This window comes from Nonomuraea sp. C10, from assembly GCF_008017515.1.
Lineage (GTDB): Bacteria > Actinomycetota > Actinomycetes > Streptosporangiales > Streptosporangiaceae > Nonomuraea > Nonomuraea ferruginea.
The window spans coordinates 2175065-2192263 of record NZ_VPFF01000003.1 but is presented as its reverse complement, the minus strand read 5'-3'; the positions used below and the strand labels follow the sequence as shown (position 1 = coordinate 2192263).

Below are 17199 nucleotides of genomic sequence, written 5' to 3'. Positions count from 1 at the left end.
ATCGACCCGCGTGTAACGTTGTGCCATGCCCGCACGCCTGGCCCAGCTGAGTCTGACGAGCTTCAAGACCTTTCGCGACGCTCGCCTCCCGCTGGGTGACATGACGTTGCTCATCGGCCGTAACAGCAGCGGAAAATCCAACGCTCTCGACGGGCTGGAGGTGCTCTCGCGGCTCGCAGAGGGTGGCGACATCGTCGACTCCCTCGACAGCAGGCGGGGGGACGAAGGCCCGTTGCGGGGGGGCATCACGGGCTGCCCTCCCCATGGAGAGGACACGTTCCGGCTGGGTTGTCAGGTGATCAACTTTGATCGCGTCGAACACGGCGCGTACGTCGGGATCATTTTCGATGTCGAGATCCGCGTGCGCCCCGAGCCCGGGATCATCAGCGAATCGCTTCGAGGATTCTCCGGCAAGCTCCGGCGGACCAACGATCTGGCCGGGCGTGCGTTCCATACGCTGCTGCATGGCGTGAGCTCTTCCGAAGGAAGCGGAAGCATCGAAGCGCGCTACTACAACGGGCGGCCGGGCCGCGATCCGAAGGCCACCTTCCGCTCGTCCCGGCTGCTGACCGCGCAACTGCCTCTCAGACTGGACCTGACGACTGATGCGGAGCGTCATGTGGCCGCAGCGGCGCAGGACGTCCTGGACACTCTGCGCGGCGTCTTCCATCTGGACCCGGTCCCGCATCTGATGCGCCAGTACGTTCCCAGCCGGGACATCCGCCTGCGCAGGACCGCGGAGAACATCTCCGCGGTCGTCGGGCACCTCAAGCACGTCGACCCCGCGGCCTACGAGCGGCTGCTGCGGCACGCCCAAGCTCTCGTCGACCACAAGATATCCGGCATCGAGCTCATCCGCTCCGAGCTCGATGACCTGATGCTCGCGCTGCGAGAAGACGGTGCCACGACGCCGGCCCGCGAGATGAGCGACGGTCTGCTGCGGTTCATCGCCATCGCCACGACGCTGCTCCGCCAGGGCAGAGACCTCGACCTCAACCGGCGTGAGCCCACGGACGGAGCGGCGATCCCCTTGCTGGTCATCGAGGAACTGGAGAACGGCCTGCATCCGTCGCAGGCCTCGCAGCTCCTCAAGCTGGTGAAGAGCGCTACTGAGGAACGCACCGCCCAAACGGTGTTCACCACACACAGCCCCGCGCTGCTGTCGGCCCTTTCGCGAGAGGATCACCGGAACGTGGTGGTCAGCACCCGGGATCGCGAGACAGGTCTCTCCCGGCTCACCAAGCTGCCGGATCTTGCTGGTTACCCGAGCCTGATGGCACAAGGCGACCTCGGAGCCGTCATCACCTCGGGGCTGCTGGAGCAGAGTCCTCCCGAGAACGACGACCACACCGAGTTCGACCGCCTGATGGGGCTTGGGTGACCATGAGCCGCCGGGTCGAGTTCGTCGACACCTCAATCCTCTGCAACCTTCTCGACATCCCCGGGAAGAACCAGGACCGCGAGATGGTCTCCGGCCAGCTTGCGGACAAACGCAGCCGCTGCAGGCTGATCCTCCCCGTGACAGCGGTGATCGAGACCGGTAATCACATCGCCCAGCTGGCCGACGGCCGACTGCGCCGCCAGTATGCCGACAAGCTCTCCCAGCTCCTGCGGCTGGTCATCGAGGGCAAGGCGCCGTGGGTGCTTCACTCCGTGGAGTGGGGGCCGGAGTTCCTGCGAGCGCTCATCGACGGGGCAGGAACCGGAGTCCCGCTGACCGATCACGTCATGAGCAAGCTCGGGTTGGGTGATCTGTGCATCCTCGCCGAGCGCGAGCTCTATCAGAGACGGGTGAGCGGGGTCGAGGCAGGCATCTGGACTCTCGACGACCAGCTGAGGTCTCACGCCTGACCTCCGGGCACGGCGATCCCGTACCCGGAGGCCCGTTCAGGCGCAGACGGTGCGGACCACGTCGGCGAGGCGCTCCGCGACCTTGGAGGCTTCCTCCTCCGAGGAGGCCTCCACCATGACGCGGATCATCGGCTCGGTCCCGCTGGGCCGGATCAGCACCCGGCCCGTCTCGCCCAGCTCGACCTCGGCCTCGGTCACGGCCGACTTGAGCTCCGGCGCGGCGGCCTTGCCCCGGTCGACGCCCTTGACGTTGATCAGGATCTGCGGCAGCGCGGTCATCACCGACGCCAGCTCGCGCAGCGACCGGCCGGACCTGGCCACCACCGACAGCAGGTGGAGCGAGGTGAGCAGGCCGTCGCCCGTGGTGGCGTGGTCGAGCATGATGACGTGGCCCGACTGCTCGCCGCCCAGGTTGTAGCCTTCGGCCTTCATCCGCTCCAGCACGTAACGGTCGCCCACCGCGGTCTCGATCACGGTGATGCCCGCCTCGCGCATGGCCAGCTTGAAGCCCAGGTTGGACATGACGGTCGCGACCACGGTGTCCTTGGCCAGCGAGCCCTGCTCGTGCATGTCCACGGCCAGGATGGCCATGATCTGGTCGCCGTCGACGACCGCGCCGGTGTGGTCGACCGCCAGGCAGCGGTCGGCGTCGCCGTCGTAGGCGATGCCGACGTCGGCGCCGCGCGAGACCACGACCTGCGTCAGCTTGTCGAGATGGGTGGAGCCGTAGCCGTCGTTGATGTTGAGGCCGTCGGGCCGGGCGCCGATGGCCTCCACCCGCGCGCCGGCGCGCAGCAGCGCCTCGGGCGCCACCATGTGGGCCGCGCCGTGGGCGCAGTCGACCACGACGTGGAGCCCGTCGAGCCGGGCGCTGACGGTGTCGAGCGCGTGGCTGATGTAACGATCGGCCTCGCCGTACGCGTCGCGCACCCGCCCCACGGACGAGCCGACGGGGAAGCTCCACTCCTCGCCGAGCCGCCGCTCGATCTCGTCCTCGACCGCGTCGGAGAGCTTGAAGCCGCCCCTGGCCAGGAACTTGATCCCGTTGTCGGGCGCCGCGTTGTGCGAGGCCGAGAGCATGACGCCGAGGTCGGCGCCGAGCGCGGCCGTGAGATGGGCGACGGCCGGGGTGGGCAGCACGCCGAGGCGCAGCACGTCCACTCCGGACGACGCGAGGCCGGCGACCACGGCGGCCTCGAGGAACTCCCCCGAGGCTCGCGGGTCCCGGCCTACGACCGCCACCGGCCTCCTGCGGCTGGAGCCGGTGGCGAACACGCCTGCATCGCCGAGGACATGAGCCGCCGCGACCGAAAGGTCCATGGCGAGCTCGGCCGTGAGGTCGCGCCCGGCGACACCACGCACCCCGTCGGTGCCGAACAGCCGCGCCAAGTCAGCGCTTGCTGTACTGCGGAGCCTTACGGGCCTTCTTGAGGCCGTACTTCTTCCGCTCCGTGGCGCGGGCGTCACGGGTGAGGAAGCCGGCCTTCTTCAGCGGCGGGCGGTTGACTTCCACGTCCAGGAGCGCGAGCGCGCGGGACAGGCCCATGCGCAGCGCGCCGGCCTGGCCGGTCACGCCACCGCCGTCGATGCGCGCGATGACGTCGAACGCCTCTTCGGCGCCGAGCACCACGAAGGGCTCGTTGACGATCTGCTGGTGGACCTTGTTGGGGAAGTAGGTGTCCAGCGAACGACCGTTGATCGTCCACTTGCCGGTGCCGGGGACGATGCGCACGCGGGCGATCGCCTCCTTGCGGCGGCCGGTGCCGTACGAGTTGCCCGTGGTGACGGGCTTGCGCACGGGAGCGTCGGCGCTGGCGGCGGATTCGGTGGTGTACTCGGACGGGAACTCCTCGGTGGAGAAGTCCTCCTGCTCGGCCTCGACAGCCGTCTCGACACCGGTGGGCTCAGCCACGGTTCTCCTCTGAATCTTTCGCTTGCCCCATCGGGGGCAAGGCGTGGGGTTTCCCCACGAAAATCAAACTCGGTTCACTGCCCCTTGAGGGGCATGCGGGGGGACATCCCCCCGCAGGTCTACTGGGCGATCTGGGTGATCTCGAACGGCACCGGCTGCTGGGCCTGGTGCGGGTGCTCGGGACCCGCGTAGACCTTCAGCTTCTTGATCATCTTCCGGCCCAGGGAGTTCTTCGGCAGCATGCCCTTGACGGCCTTCTCGACGGCCTTGTCGGGCCGCTTCTCCATGAGCTCGCCGTAGCTGACGGAACGCAGACCGCCCGGGTAACCCGAGTGGCGGTAGGCCTTCTTCTGCTCAAGCTTGTTGCCACTCAGCGCGATCTTGTCGGCGTTGATGACGATGACGAAGTCACCGGTGTCGACGTGGTTCGCGAAGATCGGCTTGTGCTTGCCGCGGAGCAGGATCGCGACGTGGCTGGCCAGCCTGCCCAGGACGACATCGGTCGCGTCGATGACGTACCACTGACGCTGGACGTCGGCGGGCTTCGGTGAGTACGTGCGCACGGTCGTAGCCTTCTTTATGCTCGCGTCTTCGGCGCGCCGCCGGACACGGCAGCGCTATGGGGTCGGTCGGTGCGGGCACACGACGGCCCGGACCTTCCGTCTCCCGGCCCCGAGAGGGCTGTGATAGGAGATGACGCCGGACGCGCCGCGCATCGGTCTCGCGGACCTATGCACACAACGAACGAGAGGTTACCCGCCCCCGAGAGGGCAGTCAAAAGACCGATAACCTGTCGCGATTCTACCTGACCACAGAACGAATAGATTTCGGTTCCCGGCATTCCCTTCTTTACCAGGACCCGACATCTCTATCGTTGGTGGCGGTATGTGGCAGAGTTCTCACACCCGGCACACCCAGCGGCCCATCCGGCGCCGAAACCACCTGGGTGCCGTGGGCCTGCTCGCGACGGCCCTGCTCACGGGTGTGCTGCTCGGCCGGGTGTCCGGCGACTCGATGCCCGACGACCACATCTTCCTGAACGAGACCACGCCGCCCACGACGGCCCAGGCCGCCCCGAAGACCACGCCGCAGAAGGCCCAGCCGCACGCCGAGCGGATCCCCCGGCAGGTTGTGACCACGACGCCGCGCGGCAAGACGGACGTCCGGCCCACCAAGAGCCCCACCGGGGAGATAGCCGGCTTCACCGACCAGGACCCGGTCTCGGTGCTCGGCGACGACGACGGCCAGTCGATCAGGAGCATGCCGGGCATGGCCGCCGACGTCGTCCGGCTCACCAACGCCGCCAGGGCGAGGAACGGCTGCCGCCCGCTCAGGACCGACGCCAGGCTCACCCGGGCGGCCCGCACCCACTCCATGGAAATGGCCCGCTCGGGGCAGTTCACCCACGAATCACCCGACGGCGCCTCACCCTGGGACCGGATGGAACGGGTCGGGTACGTCAACGGCACCGCCGAGAACATCGGCCGCGGCTACGCCTCCGCCAAGGAGGCCGTCCAGGGCTGGCTCGCCAGCCGCGACCACCGGCGCAACATGCTCAACTGCGACTTCAACGCCATCGGCGTCGGCGTCGTGTCCGGCCCCGGCGGGCCGTGGTGGACGCAGGATTTCGGACGTTCGTGACCACCTTCACGGTAATGTCTCCGCATGGGTTTTCCCGAGGAACCGCAAACCGGCACGGACGGCACCCCGCGTCGTTCTCGTAGAGACCGCCAGCCCCAGACCGACTCCGGCTTCTTCACACCCGCCCAGCCGAGTGCCGACGGGCAACCGCCATCGGGGCCGTTCTCCCAGGCCGGCGACGCTTTCACCCCTCGCCAGCAGGGCGCGCCAGGCCGGCCGGGCTCGTCCGACCCGTTCGCCTCCGGCCCCGCCACGGGCCCGCTGGGCGCGGCGGGCTCCTTCTCCGGCCCGCCCACCGGGCCGCTGGGCGCGGCAGGCTCCTTCTCCGGCCCGCCGACCGGCCCGCTGGGCGCGCCCGACCCGCGCGCCACCGGCCCGCAGGGGCCCGGCGCGTTCCCTCAGGGCCCGCGCACCGGCCCGCAAGCGGCGGCGGACCCCTTCTCCACCGACCCGCAGAACCCGTCCGACCCCTTCGCCGCCGGCCCAGGAGCGCCCGGCGGCCCAGGAGCGTCCGACGCGTTCACGCCGAGCAACAGGAAGCCCCCGCCCGGCGCCCCGCAGCCCGCCGCGAACGCGCAGACGCCGTCCGGCCCTCCCGGTGACACGCCCGGCGACGACCCGGCCGCCAAGGAGAGCGGCCGCGGCAGGCGCGGCAGGGCCAAGTCCGGCAAGCCCGATAAGACGGACAAGGCAGAGCAGGCGGAGAAGCCCGACAAATCCGCCGAGAAGACCGCCACCCCCCGGCAGACCTGGAGCCCCTACGACGAGGGCCCCCGCTCCCGCGGCCCGCTCTGGGCCTCGCTCGCCGGCGTCGGCGTGCTGGCCCTGCTCGGCGGCGGCCTGGCGGTGATGTTCAACGCCGACGACCCCGCCGCCGTGTCCAGCTCGGAGCGCCGCACCTCCGCCCCGCTCCCGTCGGCGCCCCCGGGCGAGTTCGGCTACGCGGGCAGCCGCAGCACGGACCCGGAGCCGCTCACCGTGAAGGAGCTCTTCAAGTCCAAGAAGATCACCGCCTCGGGCCGCGCCTACGAGATGACGATCACCAGCAAGGACAAGAAGTGCGACGACGGCGTGCTCGGCGACAAGCTCAAGAAGGCCCTCAAGTCCGGCAAGTGCACACAGATGATGCGAGCCAGCTTCCGTGACAAGAAGGGCGAGACCATCGGCACGGTCGGCGTCGCCAACCTCAGCACGACCAAGAACGCCGCCAGGGTCGCCAAGGCCGGCGACAAGTCCAACTACGTCAAACCCCTCGCGGGCAAGGACGAGGTGACCAAGTTCCTCGGCTCGGGCAGCGGCGGCGCCAAGGTGTGGACGCACGGCCACTACGCCGTCCTGGTCTGGTTCCAGAACAAGGACGGGTCCGATCCCGACAAGACGGCATCCAAGCGACTCTTCCAGGCGGCCGAGGACATCACCAAGGCGACGGTCTTCAAGGCCCTCGACGTTCGTGCGCTGACGGGCGCTCGCGCGGCCTGAATTCTCACTTCGTACGCGAAAATCCCGCAGAAGTGACGATCGATCAGCGCGGGAACACTCATACCGGGGGAACGATCTAGAGACACTCGCTACGCTCGCCTTATGCGTGGCCAGGGACCCGGGTCAGAGCACGAGCGCAGGGAAGCGGGCAGCGCACCTCCGACGCCCCCGCCGAGCTTCGGTCGCCAGCCCCCCAAAGAGCAAGGGGGCCCACCGGCATACCCGGACGACCCCTCAGGACAAGCCTGGCTCACGGTCGAAGGCGAGCCACCCCGCGACGACGCCTGGCAACCCGCAGGCGCCGCCCCCGCCGAGGACTGGCTCTCCGTCCAGGAGTCCGGGCCCGATCCCGCCGCGTCGCGCCCCGCGCGTCCTTCGGACGTACGAGAGCCCGCGAGCGGCGAGCAGCCTGTCCCGGTCTACCCCGGCGCGCAGCCCTGGGAGGTGCAGGACGCGGACGGCGCGGCCTACGACTGGTACGCCGAGGACGACGAGCCGGCGGGCGTGCCCTTCACCCCGCCGGGCGTCCCCTGGCCCCAGCCGCCGAAGAGCTCGTGGGGTGAGCCCGCCGTCCCCGGCGCCCCCCGCTGGGAGCCTCCCCCGGCGTTCACCGCCGCGGCGGCCGGCATGCAGGTGTGGCCGGCCCCGGTCACCGGCTCCCCCGCCATGCCGCCGTGGCCCGCCGCCACCGGCGAGCTGGAGCCCGACGACGACACCCACGCTCCCCAGCGCAGCGAGCACGGCGACCCCCCGCGACCCGAGGGACCGTCCGAGCCCCCGCTGCCATCAGAGTCCTGGCCCGCCGAGCCCGCATCAGCGACCCCGCCGTCGTCCGAGCCCACATGGCAAGACTGGCCCGCCCAGCCCCCGTCGGAAGGCCTCAGAGCCTTCCCGGCCACACCACCCCCCACGCACTCCGACCCCATGTGGCGACACTGGCCCGCCCAACCCTCCGCGGAAGACCGGACCACGCCTCCACCGGCCGGATCCGAGTCGCCGGACCTCGCCGAAGGCTGGGGTCCCGAGCCTGTGGCATCAGGTCCGTCGCACTACTTCGACCCGAACACCATGGCTCCGCGCCCCGTCCCGCTCAGCGCGCCGACGCCCGCCGACCACGATGCGCCTCCGCCTCCCGCACGCGAAGGCCAGTCTCCGTACGGGTCCTCCACAGACGATCCGAGACCTCCGTACGGCGTGGAGCCGACCCGCCCCACGTACGGCGAACAGCCGGACGACGTCGAGGGCCCCACCCGCCCCGGCCAGGTGCCCCCGTTCGCCAGGAAGGGCGGGCCGGGACTCGGCGCCGGCATGCCGGTGCCGTCACCCGGCCCGAAGGGACCGCCGGCACCCCTGTTCGACCCCAAACTCTCCCCCGCCGCCCAGCAAGGCACCACCAACCCCGCCCCAGAGACGGCAGGCCCTCCGATCACCGGCAACCCTCACCCCCCGGGACCCCCCAGCCAGAGCGGGCCCCCGGGAATCCCCAGCCAGAACCCGAGCGGCACCCACCCCACGAGCCCTGCCAGCGGCGATCCGCACACCACCGGAGCCTCCCGTGCCGTGAGCACTCCGCACGGCACCAACACTCCGCACACCGCAGGTGGCCCTCAGGCCGAAGGCACTCCTCACCTCGCGGACAACCAGCACACCGCCGGAGGCCTCCGGGCCGAAAGCGCCTCTCACGGCACCAACACTCCGCACACCGCAGGTGGCCCTCGGGCCGAGGGCGCCCCTGCCGGCGCGGCCGGGGCTCATGGCACGGGTGGCCCGCCCGGCGCTCCCAGGGAGCATGCCGGCCGCCGGGCCGAACCGAGTGATGTGCCCGTGTGGCCGCCCGCTCCGCAGCGCGAGGAGCCGGAGCGCGACCAGCTCGACCTGCCGTTCGCCCCGGAGGTCTGGGGCCGTCGGCCCGCGTCCTCCGCGGAGCGTGAGGAACGCCCAGTGACCGCGTCCTCTGAGGTGCGCGAGGAACGCCCGGTTACCCCGTCGCCCGGGGAACGCCAGGAGCACCCGGTTACCCCGTCGTCCGGAGGGCGCGAAGAGCGCCCGGTGACCGCGGAGCCGGTCAAGGACGGGCTCCCCCAGGGCGAGGAACCACCGACCTCTCCAGGCAGTGACCCCGAGGCACAAGCCGGAGCCGGCCCTCAGAACACACCCGAAGGTGTCACACCACCTGACGCCGGGCCGCACCCTCCGGGCAGCGTGATCCAGGGAGTGCCGGTCCCACCTCCGGGAGGTTTCGGCAATCCCCAGCCGACCCAAGGCAACGCGCCGTACACGACCGGCTCCGCCCAAGGCCCGGCACGCGGCGGACCGCACGACACCCAGGGCCCGTCCCAGAGCGGCCTCGTCCCACCCCAGAGCCCACCACGCGGCGGTCCCATCACGCCCCTGACCAGGCGCTCCCCCAGCCCGGCAGACCCCGCCGGACGGGTACCCCAGCAAGCAGACCCCGCCGGACGGGTACCCCAGCAGGGAGACCCCGGCAGACGGATGCCCGGCCACGGAGACCCCGCCGCACTGGTCCCCAGCCAAGCGGACCCCCCGGGACGGCTGCCCCGCCAAGGGGAGCTGGCCCCGTCCGGTGGCCCCTTCAGGCAGCCGCCGTTCGCGGCCATCCAGGTCCAGGAGCCCCCGAAGAGCAAGCGGGCGCTGTTCGCCACGCTCGGCGTGCTGGTGCTCGCCGGGGTCGCCACGGGCGGCTTCTTCGCCGTACGGTCCGCCAACACGGCGGCGCCGGCGAACACGGCCGCGAGCGCCCCCACGGCGAGCCCCACCTCCGCCCCGTCCGTCACCCCTTCCGCCGAGCCGTCCGGGACCTCCATGCTCAACTCGGAGATCACCGACCCGAAGACGCTGTCGCTCAAGGAGGCGTTCCCGGACAAGAAGGTGGACGCGGCGGGCGCCGCCTTCACCCGGGTCAAGTCGACCGTGGCCGACGACTGCGAGGACGCCGCGTCGGGTCCGTTCGCCGAGGCGCTCAAGGAGCAGCAGTGCAGCCGCGTGCTGCGCGCCACGTACGTCGACCGCAAGCGCCGGTACGCGGTGACCACCGGCATCGCCGTCCTGCCCAGCAAGGACGCCGCGCTGGAGGTCGACCAGGCCAAGAACCTGAGCCGTAACCTGTGGTTCCGCGGCCTCGCCGGCCCTGAGGGGTCCGGTGGCGACCGGGTGCACATCGCCGGCGGTTACGCGGCCGGGCTGGTGTGGGGCCGCTACATCGTCTTCAGCTACGCCACCCACGCCGACGGCCACACCCCGGGCGACAAGGAGAAGACCCTGGTCAAGGTGAGCAGCGAGTTCCGCGACGAGACCGCCAAGGTGCTGGAGCGCCGCGTCACCGACAACTGATCAGACTTCCAGGGTGCGCACCCGTCTGGTGGCGCTGGCCCGGTCCGCCAGCTCCGCGTCGGCCGGGTAGCGCACCTCCTCCAGGCAGAGCCCGTGCGCGGGCGCCACATGCACCCCCGTGTCGCGTACGCCCGCCGCGAGCACCTGCCCGGGCCACTCGACCGGCCGCCGGCCGTCGCCCGCGGCCAGGAGCGAGCCGACGAGGGCCCGTACCATCGAGTGGCAGAACGCGTCGGCCACCACGGTCGCGACCAGCACCCCGCCGGGCTCGCGCGCCCAGTCCAGCCGCTGCAGCTCCCTGATCGTGGTGGCGCCCTCGCGCTTCTTGCAGAACGCCGCGAAGTCGTGCTCGCCGAGCAACCGGGCGGCGGCGGCGTTCAGCGCGTCCAGGTCGAGCGGCCGGTTGTGCCACAGCACCTCGTGCCGCCGCAGCGGGTCGCAGCCGCCCGCGGCGTCGCTCACCCGGTACGCGTACCGCCGGGACAGAGCGGAGAACCGGGCGTCAAAGCCCTCAGGAGCCACCGAGACACGAAAAACACGAACATCTGTAGGGAGAACCCCGCCAAGCCTCCGTACGAGCACAGAGAGCCTCTCGTCCGTCCCCAGCGCGTGCGGCCGGTTCCCGTCAAGCCGCACCAGCACCTCGCCGGGCACGTCGACGTGCGCCACCTGCCCGCGCGCGTGCACGCCCGCGTCGGTGCGCCCCGCGACGGTCAGCACCGGCTCCGCGATCCGGAGGATCCGGCCGAGCGCCTGCTCGATCTCTCCCTGTACGGTGCGCAGCGCGGGCTGACGGGCCCACCCCGAGAAGCCGCTCCCGTCGTACCCGAGATCCAGCCGCAGCCGTACCACGATCACCTCCATGCAGACACGCGGACGAAAAAGGGCCCGGACCCCGATGAGGAGGTCCGGGCCCGTCAAGCCTGATGTCTCAGGCCTCGTCCTTCTTCGCCTCGGGCGCCTCGGCGGCACCCTCGGCGGCCTCGTCGCCCTTGGCCTCGGCGGAGACTTCGGCGCTCTCCTCGGCCTTCGCCTCGGCAGGCTCCTCCGCGGGAGCGGCCGGAGCAGCCGGGGCGGCGGTGCGCGTGACCGTGTTCAGCGGCTCGCTCACCAGCTCGATGACGGCCATCGGGGCGTTGTCGCCCTTACGCGCGCCGATCTTGGTGATGCGGGTGTAACCGCCGGGACGCTCGGCGAACGTCGTCGCGATCTCCGTGAAGAGGTGGTGGACGACGCCCTTGTCCTTGACGACCGTGAGCACCTGGCGACGGTTGTGGATGTCGCCCTTCTTCGCCTTGGTGATCAGGCGCTCCGCCAGCGGGCGAAGACGCTTGGCCTTGGTGACCGTGGTGCGGATCCGGCCGTGGCGGAACAGATCGGTGGCCAGGTTGGCCAGGATCAGCCGCTCGTGCGCCGGGCTGCCGCCAAGACGTCGGCCCTTGGTGGGCTTGGGCATTGCTCTCTCCTTGTGAGTTAACCGCCCCGGCCGTGCCAGGTACCGGGGTCGGGCGGAAGGCCACCAGCGGCCTGCCGCGATGCGAAGGCCGCGCCGGCGAGATCCGCCGGCGCGCCCTCAACGGAAACCATCCGTGATTCCCGCCAACCGCGAAGGGCCCCAGCGAGGGACCCCGCGCGGGTCAGTACTGCTCGGTCTCGACGTACGCGCTGTCGTCGTCGTCGTAGCCGCCGCCGGCCACCGCGCTCGGGTCGAACCCGGGCGGGGAGTCCTTGAGCGCCAGCGACATCTCGTGCAGCTTCTGCTTGACTTCCTCTATCGACTTGGCGCCGAAGTTGCGGATGTCGAGCAGGTCCTGCTCGCTCCGCGCGACCAGCTCGCCCACGGTGTGGATGCCCTCGCGCTTGAGGCAGTTGTACGAGCGGACGGTGAGGTTGAGCTCCTCGATCGGCAGCGCCAGGTCGGCGGCCAGGGCGGCGTCGGTCGGCGACGGGCCGATGTCGATGCCCTCGGCCTCGACGTTGAGCTCGCGGGCCAGGCCGAAGAGCTCGACGAGGGTCTTACCGGCGGAGGCCACCGCGTCGCGGGGCTTCATGGCCGGCTTGGTCTCGACGTCGAGGATGAGGCGGTCGAAGTCGGTGCGCTGCTCGACTCGGGTCGCCTCGACCTTGTAGGTGACCTTGAGAACCGGCGAGTAGATGGAGTCGATCGGGATGCGGCCGATCTCCTGGCCGGGCTGCTTGTTCTGCGCGGCGGAGACGTAGCCGCGGCCGCGCTCGACCGTCAGCTCCATCTCGAGCTTCGCCTTGCTGTTGAGCGTGGCGATGCGCAGCTCGGGGTTGTGCACCTCGACACCGGCGGGCGGCGCGATGTCGGCGGCGGTGACCTCACCCGGGCCCTGCTTGCGCAGGTACATCACGACCGGCTCGTCGTGCTCGGAGGAGACGACGAGCTCCTTGAGGTTGAGGATGATGTCGGTGACGTCTTCCTTGACCCCGGGAACGGTCGAGAACTCGTGCAGCACTCCCTCGATCCGGATGCTCGTCACGGCCGCGCCCGGGATGGACGACAGCAGCGTGCGGCGGAGCGAGTTGCCGATGGTGTAACCGAAGCCCGGCTCCAGCGGCTCGATCACGAACCGGGAGCGCGTCTCGTCGATGGACTCTTCGAGAAGAGTCGGGCGCTGAGCGATCAGCATGTGCGGGTCTCCCCTTTTTCGTGTGGCGCCCGCTATATGACGCCACCCCGATGAAACAGCCTAGTTCTCGTACGGGATCCGTACGAGAACCAGGAAGGCGAGTGACTACTTCGAGTAGTACTCGACGATCAGCTGCTCCTGCACCTGGGTGTCGATCTGCTGCCGGACGGGCAGCTGGTGCACCAGGATGCGGAGCTTGTCGGGCACGACGCCCAGCCAGGCCGGGACCGTGCGCTCGCCGGCGGTGGCGCGGGCGACCTCGTACGGCATCAGGTTGCGCTTGGTCTCGCGCACCTCGACGATGTCGTGCTCACGAACGCGGTAGGACGGGATGTCCACCTTCTTGCCGTTGACCATGACGTGGCCGTGGCGGACCTGCTGGCGGGCGGCGTCGCGCGACTGCGCGAAACCGGCGCGGTAGACGACGTTGTCGAGGCGGCTCTCCAGGATCTGGAGGAGGTTCTCGCCCGACTTGCCGCTCTTGCCGGCGGCTTCCTCGTAGTAGTTGCGGAACTGCTTCTCGAGGACGCCGTAGATGCGGCGGGTCTTCTGCTTCTCGCGAAGCTGAAGCTGGTACTCGGACTCCTTGGGGCGTCCGCGGCCGTGCTCACCCGGCGGGTAAGGACGGATCTCGATGGGGCACTTGGCGGACTCACACTTGCTGCCCTTGAGGAAGAGCTTGGTCTTCTCCCGGCGGCAGAGCTTGCAGTCCGCGCCCGTGTAACGAGCCATTTCTCTGTATCTCCTGGGCTAATTCAGACGCGGCGGCGCTTCGGCGGCCGGCAACCGTTGTGCGGAACCGGGGTGACGTCCTGGATCGAACCCACCTCGAGGCCGGTGGCCTGGAGGGAGCGGATCGCGGTCTCACGGCCGGAGCCGGGACCCTTCACGAAGACGTCGACCTTGCGCATGCCGTGCTCCATGGCGCGGCGGGCGGCGTTCTCGGCGGCCATCTGAGCGGCGAACGGGGTGGACTTACGGGAGCCCTTGAAACCCACGTGGCCCGCGCTGGCCCAGGAGATCACGTTCCCGTTGGGGTCGGTGATCGAGACGATCGTGTTGTTGAACGTGCTCTTGATGTGGGCGTGCCCGTGAGCGACGTTCTTCTTTTCCTTGCGGCGCACCTTCTTCGGCGCGCCCTGACGGCTCTTAGGAGGCATTGCTTGCCTTCAACTCCTGAGGTCTTCGGTCCGCGGCTGTGGACTACTTCTTGCCAGGCTTCTTCTTGCCGGCCACGGTCTTCTTCTTGCCCTTGCGGGTGCGCGCGTTGGTCTGCGTGCGCTGACCGTGGACGGGCAGGCCCTTGCGGTGCCGAATGCCCTGGTAGCAACCGATTTCGATCTTGCGACGGATGTCGGCCTGGACCTCGCGGCGCAGGTCACCCTCGATCTTGAAGTTCGCCTCGATGTAGTCACGCATCGGGACGAGCTCTTGGTCGGAGAGCTGGTGCACACGCAGGTCGGGGCTCACACCGGTGGCCTGGAGAATCTCCTGGGCGCGGGTGCGGCCGATGCCGTAGATGTAGGTGAGAGCGATCTCCAGCCGCTTGTCGCGGGGGAGGTCGACGCCAACCAGGCGAGCCATGGCGGGCATTCTCCTTCGTTGTGGCGGAGGTCTTGCGCGCCACTTCCCCTCCCCATGCCCGGGGTGGAGGGCCCCGGCCTCCGACCGGGGGTCTCCCGAGTGGTCCAAGTCTCTGACGAGACCTGCCTGCCCGGGTGTGACACGCGCTTACGTTGCAGACTTCTCATGCGTCGAGCCCGCACCCTGATCGGGGCGGACTCGGAGAAGCCTTGCGGCGACTAGCCCTGGCGCTGCTTGTGGCGCAGGTTGTCGCAGATCACCATGACGCGACCGTGCCGGCGAATAACCTTGCACTTGTCGCAGATCTTCTTGACGCTCGGCTTTACCTTCATTGTCCTTTATGTCCTCAGACGTCTTATTTGTATCGGTAGACGATCCGCCCACGACTGAGGTCATAGGGGCTCAGTTCCACGACTACCCGGTCGTCCGGCAGAATCCGGATGTAGTGCATCCGCATCCGTCCGCTGATGTGGGCCAGGACCTTATGGCCGTTGTCGAGCTGCACCCGGAACATGGCGTTCGGGAGCGACTCAACCACAGTGCCCTCGATCTCGATGGCGCCGTCTTTCTTGGCCAAAATCCCTCGCGTTTCACTGATCGATCGTCTGAGGCTCCGGTTCACTAGCAGCCGCGACCTCACGCTTCGGAGAGAGCGGCGACCGGCAAGGGCCGCCGACGCGTGACAGTCTTAGTGAGCCGACAAAGAAGTGTACGGCACCATGGCGGAAAACGCGAAAACGCGTGCCAGATGTCCCGACACAACCACTCGCCAGTCTACCCGACCCTCCTACCGCCTCGGGCCGTCTTCCCCCCGCGCGCCCGTACGTGATGACCCCCGGCACGACGGAAGGCCCGCCGGGGAGCGGCGGGCCTTCCTGGGCTCACGGTCAGTAGATGCGGTGCACGGCGCCGCAGTGCTTGGTGGGGCCGCCCCAGCAGGTGTAGGTGTAGAGCTTCTTGATGTCCCGCTTGCTCCAGATGTGCTTGTGGGAGCCGTTCCAGCGGTAGAAGTGCTTGCCGATCTTGCCGCTCTTGTACTCGTAGCGGAACCAGACGTAGCCGTGCTTGGACGTGGACTCCTTGCCGTACCACTTCGTGTGGACCTTGCCGCCCGACTTCCAGGTCTGGCCGTAGGTGTAGGCCTTCCTGTTGCTGGAGTAGTACTTGCCCCACGTGCCGGCGGTGGCGGAGGCCGCCTGCGTGGTGGCCGGCGCCGAGGCCGCCTGGGCGGCGGGAGCGAGGGCGAGACCGGTGAGGGCCATCGAACCGGCGAGAGCGGCTGCCGCAAAGACCTTGCGCATTTCGTTTCCTCCGTGAGTGGTGTTTCTCGACACCGTTCACGTTAGGAATTCGCGCGGTTTCGTTCTGTGGACGAATACGCAGAGCGCACTAGTGCACAGATGGAGGCGTCTACTTCCGCTGCTTGCCGTCTCCGAAAATCGTGCTCACCAGCAGAATCGCGCCCCAGGGACCCATCACCCACAGCGGCCACGGGTAGACGAAGTCACCCGACGTGACGCTGACGATGAGCCAGATGACCCAGTTGATCGAGCTGGCGGCGGCCCACGCGCTCCAGGCGGCCATCATCCCGGGATGCATGCGGCGGGCGGGGACCTCCTGTTGAGAGATCTTGGCGGGGAGGTTGCGCAGGTCGACGTCGGGCAGGTCGGCGGTCAGCTTGGCCAGGTCGCCGTAGGTCCTGCTCTTGTAGAGCTCCTCCAGCCGCTCGTTGAACTCGTCCATGGTGATGCGGCCCTGTGCGGTGTGCTCGCGCAGCAGGGCTGCCACCCGGTCACGGTCGACGTCGGACGCGCGCATCTCGGGGCTCTGCGCCATTCCCACTCCCGGGCTCGGGTCTACGGCTGCGAAAGGCGCTCTTTGCCCCCATCAAGAGCAGTGAGCACCCAAGGACCATTATGTGTCACCGCGACGCTGTGTTCGAAGTGCGCGGACGGCTTGCCGTCGACGGTCACCACGGTCCAGTCGTCGCCCAGCACGCGGGTGCGCTCCGAACCCAGGTTGACCATGGGCTCGATGGCCAGGCACATGCCGGCCTCCATGACCGGGCCGCGGCCGGCCTTGCCGTGGTTGGCGATCCACGGGTCCATGTGCATCTCGGTGCCGATGCCATGGCCGCCGTACTCAGGCGGGATGCCGAACCTGCCCTGCGACTTGACGTACCGCTCGATCGCGTGGCCGATGTCGGAGAGATGGCGGCCGGGGCTGAGCGTCCTGATGCCGGCCCACATCGCCTCCTCGGTGATGCGGATCAGCTCCAGCAGCTTCGGCTCCACCTCGCCCACCGGGACCGTGACGGCCGAGTCGCCGTGCCAGCCGTCGAGGATGGCGCCGCAGTCGATCGAGATGATGTCGCCCTCGCGCAGCTTGCGCGCCTCGGTGGGGATCCCGTGGACCACCTCGTTGTTCACCGACGCGCAGATCGTCGCGGGGAAGCCCTGGTAGCCCTTGAAGGACGGGATAGCGCCCTCGTCCCTGATCGCCTTCTCGGCGATGACATCCAGGTCGAGCGGGGTCATACCCGGCTCGACCGACCGCTTCAGCAGTTCGAGTGTGCGCCCGACCACCAGGCCGGCAGCGCGCATCTTTTCCAGCTGCTCAGCGGACTTGACCTGAATTCCATGCTTGTTTCGTTTGAACACGTACGGCACCCCCAAGGGCTTCAACGGGCAACATGGGAGCCCAATTCCCCCCCACAATAGCCGCGAG

The 17199-nt window shown here is 69.4% G+C and carries 20 protein-coding genes; 5 read left to right on the top strand and 15 right to left on the bottom strand.

The window, feature by feature from the left end; genetic code table 11:
* Window positions 1–25 precede the first annotated feature (25 nt).
* A complete protein-coding gene (locus FR742_RS42465) occupies window positions 26–1381 on the top strand; it encodes an AAA family ATPase (RefSeq protein WP_148036807.1) in 1356 nt (451 codons plus the stop codon).
* Between the two features lie 2 nt (window positions 1382–1383).
* Window positions 1384–1851 carry a hypothetical protein gene (locus tag FR742_RS42460; RefSeq protein WP_148037292.1) on the top strand — a complete coding sequence of 156 codons (468 nt, stop codon included), beginning with the start codon at window positions 1384–1386 and terminating at the stop codon, window positions 1849–1851.
* A 36-nt stretch (window positions 1852–1887) separates the two neighbouring features.
* Here the strand turns inward: FR742_RS42460 and glmM are convergent, their stop codons facing one another.
* From glmM to rplM, 3 genes are all read right to left on the bottom strand, one after another.
* Window positions 1888–3240, bottom strand: a complete 1353-nt coding sequence (glmM, locus tag FR742_RS42455) for a phosphoglucosamine mutase (protein ID WP_148036806.1) — start codon at window positions 3238–3240, stop codon at window positions 1888–1890.
* A 1-nt stretch (window position 3241) separates the two neighbouring features.
* Entirely contained in the window at window positions 3242–3763 is a 522-nt protein-coding gene (rpsI, locus tag FR742_RS42450) for a 30S ribosomal protein S9 (protein ID WP_148036805.1), read from the bottom strand.
* Window positions 3764–3882: 119 nt separating this feature from the next.
* The gene (gene rplM, locus FR742_RS42445) at window positions 3883–4326 is read right to left on the bottom strand and encodes a 50S ribosomal protein L13 (RefSeq protein WP_148036804.1); all 444 of its coding nucleotides are present in this window, start codon (window positions 4324–4326) and stop codon (window positions 3883–3885) included.
* A 388-nt stretch (window positions 4327–4714) separates the two neighbouring features.
* On the opposite strand from rplM, the gene FR742_RS42440 reads away from it, so the two are divergent.
* On the top strand, window positions 4715–5404 hold the full coding sequence (locus FR742_RS42440; protein WP_148036803.1) for a CAP domain-containing protein: 690 nt from the start codon (window positions 4715–4717) through the stop codon (window positions 5402–5404).
* A gap of 24 nt (window positions 5405–5428) precedes the next feature.
* Window positions 5429–6883, top strand: a complete 1455-nt coding sequence (locus FR742_RS42435) for a hypothetical protein (RefSeq protein WP_148036802.1) — start codon at window positions 5429–5431, stop codon at window positions 6881–6883.
* A 467-nt stretch (window positions 6884–7350) separates the two neighbouring features.
* On the opposite strand, the gene FR742_RS42430 is transcribed toward FR742_RS42435, so the two are convergent.
* Entirely contained in the window at window positions 7351–7599 is a 249-nt protein-coding gene (locus tag FR742_RS42430) for a hypothetical protein (protein WP_148036801.1), read from the bottom strand.
* 1777 nt (window positions 7600–9376) lie between these two features.
* On the opposite strand from FR742_RS42430, the gene FR742_RS42425 reads away from it, so the two are divergent.
* A complete protein-coding gene (locus tag FR742_RS42425) occupies window positions 9377–10234 on the top strand; it encodes a hypothetical protein (RefSeq protein WP_148036800.1) in 858 nt (285 codons plus the stop codon).
* On the opposite strand, the gene truA is transcribed toward FR742_RS42425, so the two are convergent.
* The 11 genes from truA to map form a co-directional block, all read right to left on the bottom strand.
* Window positions 10235–11098 (bottom strand): tRNA pseudouridine(38-40) synthase TruA, encoded by an 864-nt coding sequence (truA, locus tag FR742_RS42420; protein ID WP_187281614.1) that lies wholly within the window; start codon window positions 11096–11098, stop codon window positions 10235–10237.
* Between the two features lie 67 nt (window positions 11099–11165).
* Window positions 11166–11690, bottom strand: a complete 525-nt coding sequence (rplQ, locus tag FR742_RS42415) for a 50S ribosomal protein L17 (RefSeq protein WP_148036799.1) — start codon at window positions 11688–11690, stop codon at window positions 11166–11168.
* Between the two features lie 181 nt (window positions 11691–11871).
* Window positions 11872–12888 carry a DNA-directed RNA polymerase subunit alpha gene (locus tag FR742_RS42410; protein WP_055506403.1) on the bottom strand — a complete coding sequence of 339 codons (1017 nt, stop codon included), beginning with the start codon at window positions 12886–12888 and terminating at the stop codon, window positions 11872–11874.
* Between the two features lie 105 nt (window positions 12889–12993).
* On the bottom strand, window positions 12994–13620 hold the full coding sequence (rpsD, locus tag FR742_RS42405; protein WP_148036798.1) for a 30S ribosomal protein S4: 627 nt from the start codon (window positions 13618–13620) through the stop codon (window positions 12994–12996).
* Window positions 13621–13643: 23 nt separating this feature from the next.
* The gene (gene rpsK, locus FR742_RS42400; RefSeq protein ID WP_020542285.1) at window positions 13644–14048 is read right to left on the bottom strand and encodes a 30S ribosomal protein S11; all 405 of its coding nucleotides are present in this window, start codon (window positions 14046–14048) and stop codon (window positions 13644–13646) included.
* A 43-nt stretch (window positions 14049–14091) separates the two neighbouring features.
* A complete protein-coding gene (rpsM, locus tag FR742_RS42395) occupies window positions 14092–14472 on the bottom strand; it encodes a 30S ribosomal protein S13 (protein WP_148036797.1) in 381 nt (126 codons plus the stop codon).
* A 218-nt stretch (window positions 14473–14690) separates the two neighbouring features.
* Window positions 14691–14804: a 50S ribosomal protein L36 gene (rpmJ, locus tag FR742_RS42390; RefSeq protein WP_003956441.1), complete on the bottom strand. Its 114-nt coding sequence runs from the start codon at window positions 14802–14804 to the stop codon at window positions 14691–14693.
* Between the two features lie 23 nt (window positions 14805–14827).
* Window positions 14828–15049: a translation initiation factor IF-1 gene (gene infA / locus FR742_RS42385; RefSeq protein WP_012887858.1), complete on the bottom strand. Its 222-nt coding sequence runs from the start codon at window positions 15047–15049 to the stop codon at window positions 14828–14830.
* 310 nt (window positions 15050–15359) lie between these two features.
* Entirely contained in the window at window positions 15360–15773 is a 414-nt protein-coding gene (locus FR742_RS42380) for a hypothetical protein (protein WP_148036796.1), read from the bottom strand.
* A 109-nt stretch (window positions 15774–15882) separates the two neighbouring features.
* Window positions 15883–16308, bottom strand: a complete 426-nt coding sequence (locus FR742_RS42375) for a DUF1707 domain-containing protein (RefSeq protein WP_148036795.1) — start codon at window positions 16306–16308, stop codon at window positions 15883–15885.
* Between the two features lie 20 nt (window positions 16309–16328).
* Window positions 16329–17132, bottom strand: a complete 804-nt coding sequence (gene map / locus FR742_RS42370; protein WP_148036794.1) for a type I methionyl aminopeptidase — start codon at window positions 17130–17132, stop codon at window positions 16329–16331.
* Window positions 17133–17199 lie beyond the last annotated feature (67 nt).

Excerpts from the sequence above, each read along its gene's own strand:
- FR742_RS42465 (WP_148036807.1), top strand. The coding sequence starts at position 26 with ATGCCCGCACGCCTGGCCCAGCTGAGTCTGACGAGCTTCAAGACCTTT.
- FR742_RS42435 (WP_148036802.1), top strand. The coding sequence starts at position 5,429 with ATGGGTTTTCCCGAGGAACCGCAAACCGGCACGGACGGCACCCCGCGT.
- FR742_RS42380 (WP_148036796.1), bottom strand. The coding sequence starts at position 15,773 with ATGCGCAAGGTCTTTGCGGCAGCCGCTCTCGCCGGTTCGATGGCCCTC.
- FR742_RS42425 (WP_148036800.1), top strand. The coding sequence starts at position 9,377 with ATGCCCGGCCACGGAGACCCCGCCGCACTGGTCCCCAGCCAAGCGGAC.
- FR742_RS42460 (WP_148037292.1), top strand. The coding sequence starts at position 1,384 with ATGAGCCGCCGGGTCGAGTTCGTCGACACCTCAATCCTCTGCAACCTT.
- rplQ (WP_148036799.1), bottom strand. The coding sequence starts at position 11,690 with ATGCCCAAGCCCACCAAGGGCCGACGTCTTGGCGGCAGCCCGGCGCAC.
- truA (WP_187281614.1), bottom strand. The coding sequence starts at position 11,098 with ATGGAGGTGATCGTGGTACGGCTGCGGCTGGATCTCGGGTACGACGGG.
- rpsD (WP_148036798.1), bottom strand. The coding sequence starts at position 13,620 with ATGGCTCGTTACACGGGCGCGGACTGCAAGCTCTGCCGCCGGGAGAAG.
- FR742_RS42375 (WP_148036795.1), bottom strand. The coding sequence starts at position 16,308 with ATGGCGCAGAGCCCCGAGATGCGCGCGTCCGACGTCGACCGTGACCGG.
- rpsM (WP_148036797.1), bottom strand. The coding sequence starts at position 14,472 with ATGGCTCGCCTGGTTGGCGTCGACCTCCCCCGCGACAAGCGGCTGGAG.
- rpsK (WP_020542285.1), bottom strand. The coding sequence starts at position 14,048 with ATGCCTCCTAAGAGCCGTCAGGGCGCGCCGAAGAAGGTGCGCCGCAAG.
- FR742_RS42410 (WP_055506403.1), bottom strand. The coding sequence starts at position 12,888 with ATGCTGATCGCTCAGCGCCCGACTCTTCTCGAAGAGTCCATCGACGAG.
- rpmJ (WP_003956441.1), bottom strand. The coding sequence starts at position 14,804 with ATGAAGGTAAAGCCGAGCGTCAAGAAGATCTGCGACAAGTGCAAGGTT.